This is a genomic window from Bradyrhizobium genosp. SA-4 str. CB756, from assembly GCF_000473125.1.
Taxonomy (GTDB): domain Bacteria; phylum Pseudomonadota; class Alphaproteobacteria; order Rhizobiales; family Xanthobacteraceae; genus Bradyrhizobium; species Bradyrhizobium arachidis.
In genome coordinates, this window is the sequence record NZ_KI421499.1 from 3,345,369 (window position 1) to 3,360,383 (window position 15,015).

The window sequence follows — 15,015 nt, forward strand, 5'->3', positions numbered from 1 at the left end:
CCGTCAGAAGCCGAGCGCGACGGCGAGCGCGCCGTGCGGCAGGCTGACCTGGAACATGCGCTCGAACACCACATAGAGCGCGAGCGCCGTGGCCGCCGCCATGGCGAGCGCGCGCGGCAGGGATTGGTGTCTTGGGATCGCCAGCACGGCGAAGACATACCCCGCCGAGGCGAGATACATGCCGAGCAGCGGGATCGCGGCCACGAAGATCGCAGCCGGCACGAACAGCCCGGCGAGCCGGCGCAGCTCGATTCCCGTGATCGCGATGGGGACGTTGGCGAGCGAGGCGACCGGCAGCACGCCTCGCACCAGATTGTAGAGGCTGCCAGCGACGATGATGATGCCGGTCAGGAACGGGAACGTGCCGGCGTCCACGCCCGCGCTCGACCAGCCGATGCCGTTGTCGAGGCTGGAGATGACGACAGCGACACCGAAGCTGCCGGTGAGAGCGGCGGTCGCAAGCTCAAGCGCGCGGCGCGAGATCATCGAGGGCTCCAGTCGAATCGCGTGTTTTACCCACCACTAAGCGTCGTCCCGGCGAACGCCGGGATCCATAACCCCAGGGAGACGTTTGACGAAGACTCGAAGCCACGTCGGTACGACGACCAACCGTCCTCGAGAGATCACGCGGTATGGGTCCCGGCGTTCGCCGGGACGACGGTGGAGATTGTGGCACGAGCCCCGCCTCACTTCACCAGCCAGCCCTGCTCGCCCGCGACCTGCTTGACGTGCTCGAGGTCCTCCTTGATGAACTTGTCGAACTCGGCGCCGGTCAGGAAGGTGTCGACCTGGGAGGTCTTCTCGATGTAGTCCTTCCATTCTGGCGTCGCCTGCACCTTCTTCATGAGGTCGACATAGTACGCGGCCTGGTCCGGCGTGATCTTGCCGGGCAGCCACACCGTGCGCGGCTGCTCATATTGCTTGATGTCGAGGCCCTGCTCGACGCAGGTCGGAACGTCGCTCCAGCCTTCGCTCGCCGTGACCTTCGGCCCCTGCGGCAGGCGCTTCGGGCTGAAGACGCACAGCGGCCGCTGCGTGCCGCCGCGCCATTGCCCGACGCTTTCGCTGGGATTGTTGACGTGGGAGTCGAGATGTCCGCCGGCGAGCTGCACGGCGGTCTCGGCGCCGCTCTTGAAGGGGATGTAGGTCAGCTTGACCTTGCCGGCCTTCTCGATCATGCGCGTCAGCACCTCGTCGGTGTCCTTGGACTGCGCGCCGCCCATCTTGAACTCGCCCGACGCGGCCGCCTTGAGGTAGTCGCCCGCATTCTTGTAGGGCGCGTCCTGCTTGACCCAGAGCAGGAACTCGTCCTGCGCCATCGCCGCGATCGGGGTAAGGTCGGTGTAGTTGAAGGCGACCTTGGAGACGAGCGGCTGCTGCCAGGCGTTCGATGTGCCGAAGATCACCTTGTAGGGATCGCCCGCGGAGGCCCTGCCGTAGACATAGCCTTCGGCGCCGCTGCCGCCGCCCTTATTGACGACGACGATCGGCTGCTCCGTCAGCTTGTACTTGGTAATGATGTTCTGCACCGCGCGGGCGAGATTGTCGGTGCCGCCGCCCGGCCCTGCCGTGGCCACGAACTCGATCGGCTTCTGCGGTTGCCACGCCGCCAACGCCGCCGGCGTGCCTGCGAGCACGGCCACAGCCACAGAGAGCAGAAGCGTTGATGTCCGACCCATGATTTCCTCCAGCTTCTTTTGTTTTGTTTGATCCGTCGTATCGACGTCCGGTCAGGCGACGCGTTCCTCGCGCCTCCCTGATGCCATAACGATCGCGCCTTCTTGCTCGAGCGCTTCAATCTGCTTGGGGTCGAACCCGTATTCAGCCAGCACATCGCGCGTATGCTCACCATAGACCGGTGCGCCCGACAGCACTTTGCCTGGGGTCTCCGAAAACTTCACGGGAAGACCGATCGTCTTGACCGGTCCGAGCGTGGAATGCTCGACCTCGACCACCATCTCGCGCGCCAGCGTCTGCGGATCGCTCAGCGCCTCCAGCATGTCGTGCACGGGGCCGCACGGCACGCCCTTCTCGTCCAGCGCCGCCAGCCAATGCGCCCGCGACTTGGTGCGGAAGCGCTCGCTCAGGACCGCTTCGAGCTCCTTCAAATTCGCCATGCGGTCCGAGCCGTTGACGAAGCGCGGATCGACGGCGAGCTCGCTCGCGCCGAGCGCTTCCAGCATCAGCAGCCAGTGCTTCTTGTTGGCGCCGCCGACAACGAGCCAGCCGTCGGAGGCTTCGAAGGCCTGATAAGGCGCGTTGAGCGGATGGGCCGAGCCCATCGCGCGCGGCGCGGTGCCGGCGGCGAGCGCGATCGTGGATTGCCAATAGGTCTGCACCAATGCGGCCTCATAGAGCGAGGTCTCGACCCACTGCCCTTCGCCGGTCTTGAGACGGTGCGTATAGGCAGCCAGAATGCCCATGCTCGCGAGCAGACCGGCGGTGATGTCGGACAGCGGCGGTCCGCACTTGACGGGCGGACCGTCGGGACGTTCGCCCGTAAAGCTCATGATGCCGCTCATGGCCTGCGCGACGAGGTCGAAGCCGCGGCGGTGCTTGTAGGGACCGGTACGGCCAAAACCCGAGAGCGAGCAATAGATCAGCGAGGGATGCTGCCTGTGCAGCTCCTCGTAACCGAAGCCGAGGCGCTCCATGGCGCCGGGCGCAAAGTTCTCGACCAGCACGTCGGCGGTGGCGATCAGTCGCCGCAGCACCTGCTTGCCGCCGTCGGTCTTGAGGTCCAGCACGATGCCGCGCTTGTTGCGGTTCATCATCAGGAAGGAAGCCGCCTCGTCGCCGATCTTCGGCGGCACCGAATGACGGGTGTCGTCACCGTTCGGCGATTTCTCGATCTTGATGACGTCGGCGCCCATGTCGGCGAGCATCAGCGTGCAGGTCGGCCCCGCCATGACGTGAGTGAGATCGATGACCTTGAGGCCGGCGAGCGGTCCGGAACGGCGGGCGGTGGATTGCGAGCTTTGCATCGGGGCGTCCTATTGCCCGCGCCATTGCGGCGCGCGCTTGTTGAGGAAAGCATCGAGCCCTTCGCGAAAGTCCTGGCTCGTGTAGCACATCAGGATGAGGTCTTCGCCCTCGTCCCGCGTCAGCCGCTTTTGCAGCCGGGCGACCGCCTGCTTGGTGGCAGTCAGCGTCAGCGGCGCGTGGCTGGCGAGCAGCAGGGCCACCTCGTCGGCGCGCTGGTCGAGCACTGCGATGTCATCAACGACCTCGCCGAGCAAGCCGACGCTCGCGGCCTCTGCGGCGTCGACGAGGCGCGCGGTGAAGATCAGATCCTTGACGCGGGCGGCGCCAATCAGCGCGGTGAGACGGCTGACATTGGACATCGACAGGCAATTGCCCAGCGTCCGCGCGATCGGAAATCCGATTTTCGTGCTGCGCGTCCCGATGCGAAGGTCGCAGGCCGCGGCAATGCCCGCTCCGCCGCCGGTGCAGAAGCCGTTGATCGCGGCGATGGTCGGCACGCGGCACTGCTCGAGCGTGGTGAGCACACGGTCGATCCGGTTCTCGTAGTCGATGGCGTCCTGCGGCGTCTTGAATTCGCGGAACTGGTTGATGTCGGTGCCCGACGCGAAGGCCTTGTCGCCGGCCCCACGCAGCACCAGTACCTTGATCGATTGATCGCGGTTGGCCTCCTCGCAGATCGCCGCGAGGCGCTCGTACATGGCGAAGGTGAAGGCATTGCGGGCCTGCGGGCGGTTGAAGGTGATCCGCCCGATGCCGTCCTTGCATTCAAAAACGAGGTCGTTTGCCTCCACTGCCTGGTCCATTTCCTCATATCCTCTTGTTTTTTACATTTTTGAATGCAAAATTTACGATTATCAAGCTGGAACTTCCAGATTTCGACGCATGATTGCATTTTTGCATTCAAACCGTGGAGCAGGTGCCATGCTGCATGAGGAGGTTGTCGGCCGCATCCGCGCCATCCTGCTCGATGGCGAGATCCCGCCGGGCGCGCGGATCCCGGAGCGCGAGCTGTGCGAACGGCTCCAGATCTCGCGCACGCCGCTGCGCGAAGCGCTCAAGGTGCTGGCCGCAGAGGGGCTGGTGCAGCTGCTGCCGCATCGCGGTTCGCGCGCGGCAAAACTGACCGACAAGGACATGCGCGATCTGTTCGAGGTCTGTCAGGGCCTGGAGGCCCTTGCCGGCGAGCTCGCCTGCGAGCGCATCAGCGATGCCGGGATCGGTGAGATCGCTGCCGCGCATGAGGAGATGGTGCGGCATTATCGCGAGGGCGATCTGATCCAGTACTATCGCGGCAACCGGGCCATTCACGAAGCCATCGTCACCGCGGCGGGAAATCCCGCGCTTGCGGCGGTCTATGCCTCCGTGACCGCGCGCATCCGCCGCGCGCGCTACGTCACGCCGATGACACCGCAGCGCTGGGCGCTGGCGGTGAAGGAGCATGAGGCGATCCTGAACGCGCTGCAGCGGCGCGACGGCGCCGGCCTCTCCCACATCCTGCGCGCCCATCTGCGGCACAAGCGCGAGGAGGTCTTGCAGGCCGGCTTTGCCGAAACCGACGCAAGCGAGCCCACGCTGAAGATCGCGTGAGGCAAAGGCTTGAGCATCAGCCTGACCTGCGCCGAACGCGCCGGCAAACAGCGGTTCAATCAGCCGACGAATGGATCACGACGCCATGCTGCTCGGCGATTGCCGCGACGCTCTGGATCGGCGGCATCCGTCCGTTCTGCTTCGCCAGCTCTGCGAAGGCAGCGAACATGCGATCGAGGCCGGCGCCAGGCATCGCGAACACCAACAGGCGCGCGGTATCGGTGCCGGCATTGTGATAGCCGTGGCGCCGGTGGCGTGGCGCAAAGACAAATGCGCCGGGGCCGAGACGCAGTGGATCGGTCGTGCCTTCGACGTCCATGAGCACTTCGCCGCTCAGCACATAGAATGCTTCATCCTCGCGGCTATGCGTGTGCGCCGGTGCGCCGCGCCCCGGCGGCACGATCGATTCCCATATCGAGAATTGTTGACCGGTCTCGCTCGCCATCGCCTTGTAGCTGTGTGTCACGCCGAGCACGTCGAGCGCAGGTCCAGTCCCCGGCGCGCGGAACAGGGGTTGCGCGACATCACTGGTCATATTGCTGGTCATGGCGGTTCCCTCCGCGGATAGGGTTGCGACACATTGACTTGCAGCGGGTGCGAACCCGCCCGATGCCGCAACGTTCCTTCCAGCGCCTGCCAAGGATGCGTGATGATGGAACCACGCCCGTCCCACCACGGCGGCCGCCACTTGCCGCGCCTGTGGGGCTTCCCAAATGAGCGGGAGGCCTGTCTCGGATTCTCCTTTCAGGTTCTCCAGACGCGGAGACCAGCATGCCCTCACCGGCCGCCGCAAACGAGACTGAACGTCTGGCCGCCCTGCACGCGCTCGACATCGTCGATAGCGCGCCGGAATCCGCTTACGACGAGATCACCCAGCTTGCGGCGCAGATATGCGGTTGCCCGGTGTCCTATATCAGCTTCATCGATGATGAGCGGCGTTGGCTCAAGGCAAGATACGGCCTGCCGGCCGAAGTCACCGACGCGCCCCGCGCGAGCGCGGTTTGCACGACGATCTGCGGCGCCGAGCTGCTCGTCGTGCCCGACCTGAAATCCGATCCGCGCTTCGAGAACAGCCCGATGGTCATGCTGACGCCGCCCTGCCGCTTCTATTGCGGCATGCCGCTGATCACCGATGAGGGCTATGCGCTCGGCACGCTCTGCGTGATGGACTTCGAGCCGCGGCGGCTGTCATTCGAGCAGACAGAGGCGCTCCGGATGCTGTCCCGTCAGGTGCTGGCGCAACTCGAGCTGCGCCGGAAGCTGATCGAGTACGGCCGGACGATCAGGGATATGGAGCAGGCCCGACTGGAGGCCGCCGCAGACCGGGCGCGCGCCGAGGATCTGCTGCGCAATGTCCTGCCTGCTCCGATCGCCGACGAGCTGAGGCGCAGCGGCAGGGTCCGGCCCAGATACACGCGGTCCGCGACCATCCTGTTCGCGGATATCCAAGGCTTCACGCTGCTCGCCGAACGAACCGAGCCGGCGCGGCTCATCAACCTCCTCGATCGCTGTTTCTCGACCCTGGACGAGATCGGCGCCCGACACGGGCTGGAGAAGGTCAAGACCATGGGCGATGCCTACATGGCGGTCGCCGGCGTCCTTTCGCCCGATCGACGCCACCCGATCGATGTCTGCCTGGCGGCGCTGGAGATGCGCGCCCGGCTGGACCATCTGGGGGCGCAGGGCGGGGCCAGCGGAGACCAGGCCTTGCAATTGCGCATCGGCATCCATACCGGGCCGGTCATTTCCGGTGTCGTCGGCAACCGCAGGATGACCTTCGATATCTGGGGCGACGCGGTCAACACCGCATGGTTCATGGAAGCCTTCGGCGTTGTCGGACGGATCAACGTCTCGGAGACCGTGGCAGGACACGTCAATGGCCTGTTCGAGCTGGAATCACGAGGCCCGATCGAAGCCAAACACCATCGCGCGCACGAGATGTTCTTTCTCAATGGCTTGAAGAAGGAATGCTCGCGCAACAGCGACGGCCATCTTCCAAACGACTATTTTCTTGCCGAATACAACCGCATCGGCGGTTCGCGATTGGGCCCGAATTGACCAGCGCGCGTATCCCTCACGCGAGATAGCCGGAGACGCCGTCCCACAACAGCTTCAACGCGGTGACCACGAGCAGACCGTAGCAGGCGCGAAAAATCTGCTGCTGATCGAGCTTTCCGTGCAGGCGCCAGCCGAGCCAGACGCCGGCCGGAATGGCGAACAGACAGATCGCCATCACGATCCAGACGTTGCCGCTGGGGCGCACCAGCAGCAGCCACGGCACGGCCTTGGTGGCGTTGCCGACGGTGAAGAACAGGCTCGTCGTTCCCGCATAGACCTCCTTGCTGAGGCCGAGCGGCAGCAGATACATCGCCAGCGGCGGTCCGCCTGAATGCGCCACCATGGTCGTGACACCAGAGGCGAGGCCGGCGGCGACCGCCTTCGGCTTCGAGCGCGGGCGGATGATCACCTTCGGATCGCTGAAGAACCACAGCCCGACAAAGACCAGGGTGACGACCGCCATCACGATCGCGACGGCGCGATGGTCGAGCACGCGGAACAGGCCATAGCCGAGCCCGATGCCGATCAGCAGCCCGGGCAGCAGCAGCGCGAGGTCCGGCTTCGACCAGGTCGACGGCTTCCAGTAGCGCAGCGCGAACAGGTCCATCGCGATGAACAACGGCGCGAGCAGGCCGCCGGCGGTCACCGGGTCCATCACGAAGGACAACAGCGGAATGCCAACGATGGAGAAGCCGCCGCCGAAGGCGCCCTTCATGAAGCAGATCAGGAACACGCCGGCGAAGGCGATGAGGATGGTGGTGACCGTCAATTCCATATCGGCATCTCCGACACGATTTGGCTGATCCCACCCCTCGCTTTCTCTACGAAGCCCGCCGGCGTGAGGTGTCCTCGTTCCGGAAAAACAGGCCGGGCAGCGCCGAGGGCACGCCAAACACCAAGCCGAGGAATCCGAGAAACAGGTCGAGATAACTGACGGTCATTTTCGTGGCTCCGTAGTCCCGGGCGAACCCGGTGCAATGTTCTGATTGCCCGGACTATGAGCCGATACACATCTCAGTACAATAAGAACATTGTACTCGGTGCAATTCGGTCGGGCTTTTTGACTAAACGGCGGCTCTTCCGAAACGACCTGAAATGACGTTCCGGCTTTCGATCGCCTGGACGGAGTTCTCGAACGCCCGTTCGAGGACGCCTCTGCCGATGGTGCCGAGCACGAGGCCGAGGATCCAGCCCTTGAGGTTCTTGCCTTCGAGCACGACGACGACGTCGATGTCGGTCATCCCGTCGCGCCGCCGCGTGAAATTGTAGGTGTGGCCCGACGCGCCGCCCCACACATTGGAATCGATCGTCGTCAGCACGACGCGGTTGGGGTTGGACCAGTCGTAATGCAGCCGCTCCCAGACACCGCGCGAGCCTTCCGTCACGTCGGCGCGCGTCGGGCCGAGATGATGCAGTTCGAGATACTCATCGGCACTGTTGCTGAACACATGGGAGCGATCGGGACCGAAATCGGTGAGCGCGGCGATGTACCTCTCCGGGGTCAAGGTGGTGGTTCGATGCAGACGGATCGTGGACATCGCCGGCTCTCGGGATTCAGTTCGAGATCGCGTTCGGATTGCGGATGGTCAGCCGATCGCCGGTCCGGCTGATCTCCAGCGCGCTTGCCTCCATCGGCGTCGAGAGAAGGACGCGCTGGCCCGGCGCCAGCACCGACACGAAGCGGATCGGCGTCCCGGCCTCGCCCTGCGCGAGCGTGGTGACGACGCGGAATCCGGCGGGCTCGACGGTGTAATAGGCAACGCCCGTGAGTTCGCCGAGACGGATGCTGCTGCCCTCGATCGGCTTCAGCCCGGCGGCGTGAGCGGCTCCCAGAGAAGCGATGGTGAAGGCGGCTGCGAGAAGTGTGCTGCGGATCGACATGCGACCCTCCGTTGGTTTGGGCGGCGGGCGCGATGCCCGCCTGCTCCCTTGCGGCAGGACATGGGCAGGCTAAGATCATTGATCAAACAGATGGGGTCGATAATGGGTATCGATGCTGTCAATCTTGGTCGTATCGACCTGAATCTCCTTGTCCATCTCGGCGCGCTGCTCACCGAGCGGAACGTCACGCGGGCTGCAACGCGGGTCGGCATCGGCCAGTCCGCGATGAGCCACAACCTCGCGCGTCTGCGGGAGCTGTTCAGCGACGAGCTGCTGACGCGGGGGCCCGACGGCATGCGCCTCACGCCGCGCGCGGTGACGTTGCTCGAGCCGGTGCAGTCGATGCTGGCCCAGGTCGAAGCGCTGGTGTCGCGCGAGCAGGCCTTCGATCCGGCAACAGCGGTGCGAACGTTCAGGTTCGGCTTGCCTGACAGCATGGAGGTCCTGATCATGCCGGCGCTGCTGGCGCGCATGCGCAACGTCGCGCCCGGCATTCACCTGCGGCTCTACAATTTCGACGCCTCGCGCCTGCTCGACGAGCTCGATGCCGACGAGATGGACCTCGCCATCGGCTTTGACGCATTCCAGCAGGGACAGCTCCACCACAAGCGCCGCAAGCTGTTCAGCGAGAGCTATGTGTGCATGTTCGATGCCGAGAAGACCGGGATCGAGCCTCCGATCTCGCTCGACGACTATGTGCGGCTGCCGCATGTGCTGACCAGCCTGCGGCCCGCGCGCAATCCACGGGGCATCGTCGACGATGCGCTGGAGAAGCTCGGCTTGCGCCGGTCCGTCGCCCTGACCACGCCGCGCTTTCTCACCGTGCCGTCATTGGTGGCGCGCGCGCCGGTCATCGTAACGATACACTCGCGGCTGGCGCGCCGCTTTGCCACCGAGCTGGGGCTCAGCATCAGCCCTCTGCCCATCGAGCTGCGCGACGTCACGGTCTCGCTGCTCTGGCACGCCTCTTACGATCACGATCCGGCTCACACCTGGCTGCGCGAACAGGTCGCGCAGCTCGCGTCCGAGCTTTAAGCGGGCGCCGTCCGGAACCATCGGTCTGGAGCATTTTTCGGCAAGGCTGGCCCGTTCCAGGCAAGAGCCTCAGTCGCATCTGGCGTAAGATACTTTCCAGATGACGCAGACCGGCTTGAGAGCGTCAGGCCGGCTGTCCTAGTCATCTGAAGCTCACGCAGTGCCAAGGAGACATGCCATGAAGATCGTCGTGATCGGTGGGACCGGATTGATCGGATCCAAGCTCGTGGCGAAGCTGCAGCAACAGGGCCATGAGGCGGTGGCGGCCTCGCCAAAATCGGGCGTGAACGCGGTGACCGGGGAAGGCCTCGCAGCGGTGCTGACCGGTGCCGACGTCGTCGTCGATGTCGCCAACGCGCCGTCCTGGGAGCCTGCGGCCGTGCTCGAATTCTTCGAGCGATCGAGCAAGAACCTCGGGACGACAGAGGCCGCAGCGGGCGTCAAACATCACGTCGCGCTGTCGATCGTCGGCACGGATCGGTCGCCCGACATCGCCTATTTCCGCGCCAAGCTCGCGCAGGAGACCATCGTCAAGGCATCGTCGGTCCCCTACTCGATCGTGCGCGCCACCCAGTTCTTCGAATTCCTCGGCGCCATCGCGGAGTCGGGCGCGGCCGAAGGCCGGATCGTCGTCCCATCGGCGGCGTTCCAGCCGATCGCATCCGACGACGTGGCCGCTGCCCTCGCCGAGGTCGCAACGGGCCGGCCGTTGAACGGCACGATCGATATCGCGGGACCTGAAAAGGCGCCCTTCAACGAGTTCGTTGCGCGCCGTCTGAAAGCGGCCGGCGACAGCCGTCCGGTCGTGGGTGACGCGAAGGCAGGATATTATGGCTCTCCCATCGCGGACACTTCGTTGGTCCCGCTCGGCGAGGCACGTCTCGGGAAAACGTCGCTCGCGACATGGCTGGCGACGGCCTGAGCATCCGCGATCCCGCGGCCACTGCAACCACAATGAAGGACTACCCATGCGCAGATTGCTGATCGCAGCCGCGGTTTATGCCGCGACTTTCATGGCGGCCCATGCAGCCGAGACGGCAGCGTCGCCTGCGAAGATCACGGTCGTTTTCGACCAGACGCTGCCCAACGTCCCGGGCAAGAGCATGAAGGGCGTGCTGGTCGAATATGGTCCTGGCGGCTCCTCGCCGGCCCACATGCACCCGCGCTCCGCGTTCATCTATGCCACCGTGCTGGAAGGCGCGATCCGCAGCCAGGTCAATGACGGCCCCGCCAAGGTCTATCGCAAGGGCGAGAATTTTTCCGAACGGCCCGGCGACCGTCATGCCGTCAGCGCCAATGCCAGTGATAGCGAGCCCGCGAAGCTGCTCGCGGTCTTCGTGCTGGATACAGCCGACACGGAACTGGTGATGCCGATCGCGAAGTAGAGCGCGGGCCGAGGGCCGCCACAGCTGCCTCGGCCTGCAATTTCGCGTTCGCCCGATTATCCCTAGCCCCCTCTGTCGGCTGAATTGATGGCGCGCTAGCGTGAAGCTCCCCTGCTCCACGCTTCACGCGCACATGCGCTCGCCCACAAGCAGCCAACGGAGACCATCATGACCAAACCCGGCATCGTTTTCGCACACGGCCTCTGGGCTGACGGATCGTGCTTCGGCAAGCTGATCCCGAAATTGCAGGCCGAAGGTCATGAAGTCATGGCGAGCCAGCACGGCCTCGATTCACTCGCAACCGACGTCGCCGCGGTGACGGCATGTCTTGGCCGCGTTCCAGGGCCAGTGGTCCTCGTCGGCCACTCCTATGGCGGCACGCTGATCACGTACGCCGGAACTGATCCGCGGGTGGCCGCGCTGGTCTACATCGCCGCGCTCGCCCCCGATGCCGATGAAACCTCGCAGAGTCAGCTTGCGAAGTTTCCGACGACTGAGGTGTTCAGCCATCTCGATGCGCCGCAAGGGCGCATCTGGCTGAAGCCAAGCGGCGTCAAGCATTTTGCCGGAGACCTGCCCGAGGCCGAGCAGAAGCTGGTGTATGCGACGCAAGGCGCGCCGGTGGCAGATCTCTTCAACCAGAAGGTCGACGGCACGGCGTGGAAATCCAAGCCGAGCTGGTATGTGCTCGCGACCCAGGACCAGACGGTTCACCCGGAGCTGCAGCGCTCCGTCTCGAAGCGCATGAATGCGACGGTGACCGAAGTCACCTCGTCCCACGTCCCCATGCTGTCGAAGCCGGACGTGGTCCTGGACGTGATCCGCAAGGCTGTGAGCGCGGTCTCCAAAAGCTGATATCGGCGCCGCTGCCGGCCCGATGCGGATGCGATCATAGCTTTCAAGATCAGGCCCGGCGGCGCGTGTCTGCCGGGCCTGTGATCTATTCCGCGGGCGCCGCAACGGCGACGGGATTTTCGGCTGCATCCGTCTGCTTGCCCGGGAAAATCTTGCGGACCAGGACGAACAGCGCGGGCACGAAGAAGATGCCGAGCACGGTTGCCGCGATCATGCCGCCGGCAACGCCGATGCCGACCGCGTTCTGGCTGGCGGAGCCGGCGCCGGTCGCCACCGCCAGCGGCAGCACGCCGAGGATGAAGGCGAGCGAGGTCATCAGGATCGGACGCAGGCGCTGGCGCGCCGCATGCAGCGTCGCCTCGACCAGGCCGCGGCCGGCCGCGATCTGCTCCAGCGCGAATTCGACGATCAGGATCGCGTTCTTCGAAGCGAGGCCGATCGTCGTGAGCAGGCCGACCTGGAAATAGACGTCGTTGGCCTGGTTGAACAGCGTCGCTCCGAGCAGCGCACCGAGCACGCCGATCGGCACCGTCAGCATCACCGCGAACGGCACCGACCAGCTCTCATAGAGTGCGGCGAGGCTGAGGAACACGATCAGCAGCGAGATCGAATAGAGGTACAGGGTCTGGCTGCCGGTGAGCCGCTCCTGGAACGACAAGCCGGTCCATTCATGGCCGTAGCCCTTGGGGAGCTTGGCCATCTGCTCCTCCACCGCCTGCATGGCGACGCCCGAGCTGATGCCCTGCCCCGCCTGGCCCTGGAGCTCGACGGCGGCAACGCCGTTGTAGCGTTCGAGGCGCGGTGAGCCAAAGCTCCAGCGATCGGTGGCGAGCGCCGAGAACGGCACCATCGAGCCCGAAGCATTGCGGACATACCAGCGGCCGATGTCGCTGGTGTCCATGCGGAACGGCGCATCGCTCTGCACATAGACCTGCTTGACGCGGCCGCGGTCGATGAAGTCGTTGACATAGGCGCCGCCCCAAGCCGCCGACAGCGTGGTGTTGAGGTCGTTGAGGTTGACGCCGAGCGCAGTGGCCTTGGCCTGATCGACGTCGAGATCGAATTGCGGCGTGTCGTCCTGCCCGTTCGGCCGCGCCTGCACGACCCGCTTGTCTGCGGCGAGCTGGCCGAGCAGCTGGTTACGGGCCTGGATCAGCGCCTCGTGACCGTTGCCGCCGGTGTCCTGGAGGTAGAGGTCGAAGCCGCCGGCATTGCCGAAGCCGGGAATCGACGGCGGCAACACCGCGAACACCATGGCGTCGCGGATCTTCATGAACGCCCCCATGGCACGGCCGACCACGGCCTGCGCCGAGGTGCCTGGATGCTTGCGCTCATCGAACGGTTTCAGGCTGACGAAGGCGAGCCCGACATTCTGGCCCTGCCCCGCGAAGCTGAAGCCACTGACCGCGAACACGCCCTCCACCGCATCCTTCTCGTTGTCGAGGTACTGATGCTCGACCTGCTTGATGACTTCGAGCGTACGCGCCGAGGTCGCGCCGACCGGAAGCTGGATCAGGGTCATGATCGTGCCCTGGTCCTCCTCGGGCAGGAACGAGCTCGGCAGCCGCTGAAACAGGAACACCATGCCGGCGACGATCGCCGCGAAGGCGATGATCACGCCCGCGACGCGCCTGATGGCGCCGCCCGCCGCGCGCTGGTAGCCGTCCGCCATGCGGTCAAAACCGCGGTTGAACAGGCCGAAGAAGCCGCGCTGGCTGCCGTGATGTTTTGGCGGCTTCAGGATGGTGGCGCACAAAGCCGGCGTCAGCACCAGCGCCACCAGCACCGAGAGCAGCATAGCGGTGACGATGGTCAGCGCGAACTGCCGGTAGATGATGCCGACCGAGCCGTTGAAGAACGCCATCGGGATGAACACGGCGGAGAGCACGACGCCGATCCCGACCAGCGCGCCGGTGATCTCGCGCATGGACTTTTCAGTCGCCTCGCGCGGGCCGAGATGCTCCTCGACCATCACGCGCTCGACATTCTCGACCACGACGATGGCGTCGTCGACCAGCAGGCCGATCGCCAGCACCATAGCGAACATCGTCAGCGTGTTGATGGAGTAGCCGGCGAGCGAGAGCACGCCGAAGGTGCCGAGCAGCACCACCGGCACCGCGATGGTCGGGATGATGGTGGCGCGCCAGCTCTGCAGGAACACGAACATCACGACGAAGACGAGCGCGATCGCCTCGAACAGGGTGTGGATCACCTTCTCGATCGACAGCTTGACGAAGGGCGTGGTGTCGTAGGGATAGACCACGCGAAGCCCCTCGGGCATGGTGGCACTGAGCTGGGCGACGCGCGCCTTCACCGCTTCGGAGGTTGCGACCGCATTGGCGCCGGTCGCAAGGCTGATGCCCATGCCCGCCGCCGGCTTGCCGTTGTAGCGCGCCGTGGAATCGTAGGACTTCGAGCCGAGCTCGACGCGCGCGACGTCGCCGATGCGGACCGTCTGGCCCGATGTCGCGGTGCGCAGGATGATGTCCTTGAACTGCTCGACGGTCTGAAGGCGGCTCTGCGAGGTGATGGTGGCATTGAGCTGCTGGCCGCCGACGGACGGAAGTCCGCCGAGCTGGCCGGCCGTGACCTGGGTGTTCTGGGTCTGGATCGCCGCGATCACGTCGCCGGGCATCAGATTGTATTTGGTCAGCTTGTCCGGATCGAGCCAGATGCGCATGGCATATTCGGCGCCGAACAGCGTCACCTGGCCGACGCCGGCGACGCGGCTGATGGGATCGTTGACCGAAGACGCCACGTAATCGGCGATGTCGCTGGCGGCGAGCCGTCCGTCCGCGGAGACGAAGCCCAGCACCATCAAGAAGCTCGCCGACGATTTCACGACCTTGATGCCCTGCTGCTGCACCACCTGCGGCAGCAAGGGGGTCGCGAGCTGAAGCTTGTTCTGGACCTGCACCTGGGCGATGTCGGCATCGGCCTCGTTGGTGAAGGTCAGCGAGATCTGCACGACGCCGGTCGAGGTGCTCGACGAGGACATGTATTGCAGATGGTCGAGGCCGGTCATGTTCTGCTCGATGACCTTGGTCACCGAGTTCTCGGCGGTCTGGGCGTTTGCGCCGGGATAGGTCGCCGTGATCGTGACCACGGTCGGGGCAATCTGCGGATATTGCGCGATCGGCAGGCGCATGATGGCGAGCACGCCGCCCAGCATGATCAGGATGGCGATGACCCAGGCGAAGATCGGCCGCTTGATGAAGAAATGCGACAT

15 protein-coding genes are annotated in these 15,015 nt (G+C 65.1%); 6 read left to right on the top strand and 9 right to left on the bottom strand.

Going from position 1 to position 15,015, the window contains the following annotated elements:
- Positions 1 to 3: 3 nt before the first annotated feature.
- The 4 genes from BRAGE_RS0116550 to BRAGE_RS0116565 form a co-directional block, all read right to left on the bottom strand.
- Positions 4 to 486, bottom strand: coding sequence for a tripartite tricarboxylate transporter TctB family protein (locus BRAGE_RS0116550; protein ID WP_028146300.1), 483 nt, complete (start codon positions 484 to 486; stop codon positions 4 to 6).
- Positions 487 to 686: 200 nt separating this feature from the next.
- On the bottom strand, positions 687 to 1,679 hold the full coding sequence (locus tag BRAGE_RS0116555; RefSeq protein ID WP_027557902.1) for a Bug family tripartite tricarboxylate transporter substrate binding protein: 993 nt from the start codon (positions 1,677 to 1,679) through the stop codon (positions 687 to 689).
- Between the two features lie 51 nt (positions 1,680 to 1,730).
- Entirely contained in the window at positions 1,731 to 2,984 is a 1,254-nt protein-coding gene (locus BRAGE_RS0116560; protein WP_027557901.1) for a CaiB/BaiF CoA transferase family protein, read from the bottom strand.
- A 9-nt stretch (positions 2,985 to 2,993) separates the two neighbouring features.
- On the bottom strand, positions 2,994 to 3,788 hold the full coding sequence (locus BRAGE_RS0116565) for an enoyl-CoA hydratase/isomerase family protein (RefSeq protein WP_027557900.1): 795 nt from the start codon (positions 3,786 to 3,788) through the stop codon (positions 2,994 to 2,996).
- A 118-nt stretch (positions 3,789 to 3,906) separates the two neighbouring features.
- Between BRAGE_RS0116565 and BRAGE_RS0116570 the strand changes: the two genes are divergently transcribed.
- The gene (locus BRAGE_RS0116570; protein ID WP_027557899.1) at positions 3,907 to 4,572 is read left to right on the top strand and encodes a GntR family transcriptional regulator; all 666 of its coding nucleotides are present in this window, start codon (positions 3,907 to 3,909) and stop codon (positions 4,570 to 4,572) included.
- Positions 4,573 to 4,627: 55 nt separating this feature from the next.
- On the opposite strand, the gene BRAGE_RS48750 is transcribed toward BRAGE_RS0116570, so the two are convergent.
- Positions 4,628 to 5,119 (bottom strand): cupin domain-containing protein, encoded by a 492-nt coding sequence (locus BRAGE_RS48750; RefSeq protein WP_051377900.1) that lies wholly within the window; start codon positions 5,117 to 5,119, stop codon positions 4,628 to 4,630.
- 224 nt (positions 5,120 to 5,343) lie between these two features.
- On the opposite strand from BRAGE_RS48750, the gene BRAGE_RS51680 reads away from it, so the two are divergent.
- Positions 5,344 to 6,630, top strand: coding sequence for an adenylate/guanylate cyclase domain-containing protein (locus BRAGE_RS51680; RefSeq protein ID WP_051377902.1), 1,287 nt, complete (start codon positions 5,344 to 5,346; stop codon positions 6,628 to 6,630).
- A 16-nt stretch (positions 6,631 to 6,646) separates the two neighbouring features.
- On the opposite strand, the gene BRAGE_RS0116585 is transcribed toward BRAGE_RS51680, so the two are convergent.
- The 3 genes from BRAGE_RS0116585 to BRAGE_RS0116600 form a co-directional block, all read right to left on the bottom strand.
- Positions 6,647 to 7,405, bottom strand: coding sequence for a sulfite exporter TauE/SafE family protein (locus BRAGE_RS0116585; protein WP_027557898.1), 759 nt, complete (start codon positions 7,403 to 7,405; stop codon positions 6,647 to 6,649).
- 289 nt (positions 7,406 to 7,694) lie between these two features.
- Positions 7,695 to 8,168 carry a hypothetical protein gene (locus BRAGE_RS0116595; protein WP_027557897.1) on the bottom strand — a complete coding sequence of 158 codons (474 nt, stop codon included), beginning with the start codon at positions 8,166 to 8,168 and terminating at the stop codon, positions 7,695 to 7,697.
- A gap of 16 nt (positions 8,169 to 8,184) precedes the next feature.
- Positions 8,185 to 8,511: a hypothetical protein gene (locus BRAGE_RS0116600; protein ID WP_027557896.1), complete on the bottom strand. Its 327-nt coding sequence runs from the start codon at positions 8,509 to 8,511 to the stop codon at positions 8,185 to 8,187.
- 102 nt (positions 8,512 to 8,613) lie between these two features.
- Between BRAGE_RS0116600 and BRAGE_RS0116605 the strand changes: the two genes are divergently transcribed.
- The 4 genes from BRAGE_RS0116605 (at position 8,614) to BRAGE_RS0116620 (ending at position 11,786) form a co-directional block, all read left to right on the top strand.
- A complete protein-coding gene (locus tag BRAGE_RS0116605) occupies positions 8,614 to 9,546 on the top strand; it encodes a LysR family transcriptional regulator (protein ID WP_027557895.1) in 933 nt (310 codons plus the stop codon).
- A gap of 178 nt (positions 9,547 to 9,724) precedes the next feature.
- Positions 9,725 to 10,468 (top strand): SDR family oxidoreductase, encoded by a 744-nt coding sequence (locus tag BRAGE_RS0116610; protein ID WP_027557894.1) that lies wholly within the window; start codon positions 9,725 to 9,727, stop codon positions 10,466 to 10,468.
- Positions 10,469 to 10,514: 46 nt separating this feature from the next.
- Positions 10,515 to 10,931 carry a cupin domain-containing protein gene (locus tag BRAGE_RS0116615; protein ID WP_027557893.1) on the top strand — a complete coding sequence of 139 codons (417 nt, stop codon included), beginning with the start codon at positions 10,515 to 10,517 and terminating at the stop codon, positions 10,929 to 10,931.
- A 168-nt stretch (positions 10,932 to 11,099) separates the two neighbouring features.
- Positions 11,100 to 11,786: an alpha/beta fold hydrolase gene (locus tag BRAGE_RS0116620; RefSeq protein ID WP_027557892.1), complete on the top strand. Its 687-nt coding sequence runs from the start codon at positions 11,100 to 11,102 to the stop codon at positions 11,784 to 11,786.
- Between the two features lie 85 nt (positions 11,787 to 11,871).
- On the opposite strand, the gene BRAGE_RS0116625 is transcribed toward BRAGE_RS0116620, so the two are convergent.
- Positions 11,872 to 15,015, bottom strand: coding sequence for an efflux RND transporter permease subunit (locus BRAGE_RS0116625; RefSeq protein ID WP_027557891.1), 3,144 nt, complete (start codon positions 15,013 to 15,015; stop codon positions 11,872 to 11,874).

Bases quoted from the DNA above. Each gene is read 5' to 3' on its own strand.
- BRAGE_RS0116570 (WP_027557899.1), top strand. From the start codon at position 3,907: ATGCTGCATGAGGAGGTTGTCGGCCGCATCCGCGCCATCCTGCTCGAT.
- BRAGE_RS0116560 (WP_027557901.1), bottom strand. From the start codon at position 2,984: ATGCAAAGCTCGCAATCCACCGCCCGCCGTTCCGGACCGCTCGCCGGC.
- BRAGE_RS0116605 (WP_027557895.1), top strand. From the start codon at position 8,614: ATGGGTATCGATGCTGTCAATCTTGGTCGTATCGACCTGAATCTCCTT.
- BRAGE_RS0116555 (WP_027557902.1), bottom strand. From the start codon at position 1,679: ATGGGTCGGACATCAACGCTTCTGCTCTCTGTGGCTGTGGCCGTGCTC.
- BRAGE_RS0116625 (WP_027557891.1), bottom strand. From the start codon at position 15,015: ATGTCGCATTTCTTCATCAAGCGGCCGATCTTCGCCTGGGTCATCGCC.
- BRAGE_RS0116615 (WP_027557893.1), top strand. From the start codon at position 10,515: ATGCGCAGATTGCTGATCGCAGCCGCGGTTTATGCCGCGACTTTCATG.
- BRAGE_RS51680 (WP_051377902.1), top strand. From the start codon at position 5,344: ATGCCCTCACCGGCCGCCGCAAACGAGACTGAACGTCTGGCCGCCCTG.
- BRAGE_RS48750 (WP_051377900.1), bottom strand. From the start codon at position 5,119: ATGACCAGCAATATGACCAGTGATGTCGCGCAACCCCTGTTCCGCGCG.
- BRAGE_RS0116620 (WP_027557892.1), top strand. From the start codon at position 11,100: ATGACCAAACCCGGCATCGTTTTCGCACACGGCCTCTGGGCTGACGGA.
- BRAGE_RS0116610 (WP_027557894.1), top strand. From the start codon at position 9,725: ATGAAGATCGTCGTGATCGGTGGGACCGGATTGATCGGATCCAAGCTC.
- BRAGE_RS0116600 (WP_027557896.1), bottom strand. From the start codon at position 8,511: ATGTCGATCCGCAGCACACTTCTCGCAGCCGCCTTCACCATCGCTTCT.
- BRAGE_RS0116585 (WP_027557898.1), bottom strand. From the start codon at position 7,405: ATGGAATTGACGGTCACCACCATCCTCATCGCCTTCGCCGGCGTGTTC.
- BRAGE_RS0116565 (WP_027557900.1), bottom strand. From the start codon at position 3,788: ATGGACCAGGCAGTGGAGGCAAACGACCTCGTTTTTGAATGCAAGGAC.
- BRAGE_RS0116595 (WP_027557897.1), bottom strand. From the start codon at position 8,168: ATGTCCACGATCCGTCTGCATCGAACCACCACCTTGACCCCGGAGAGG.
- BRAGE_RS0116550 (WP_028146300.1), bottom strand. From the start codon at position 486: ATGATCTCGCGCCGCGCGCTTGAGCTTGCGACCGCCGCTCTCACCGGC.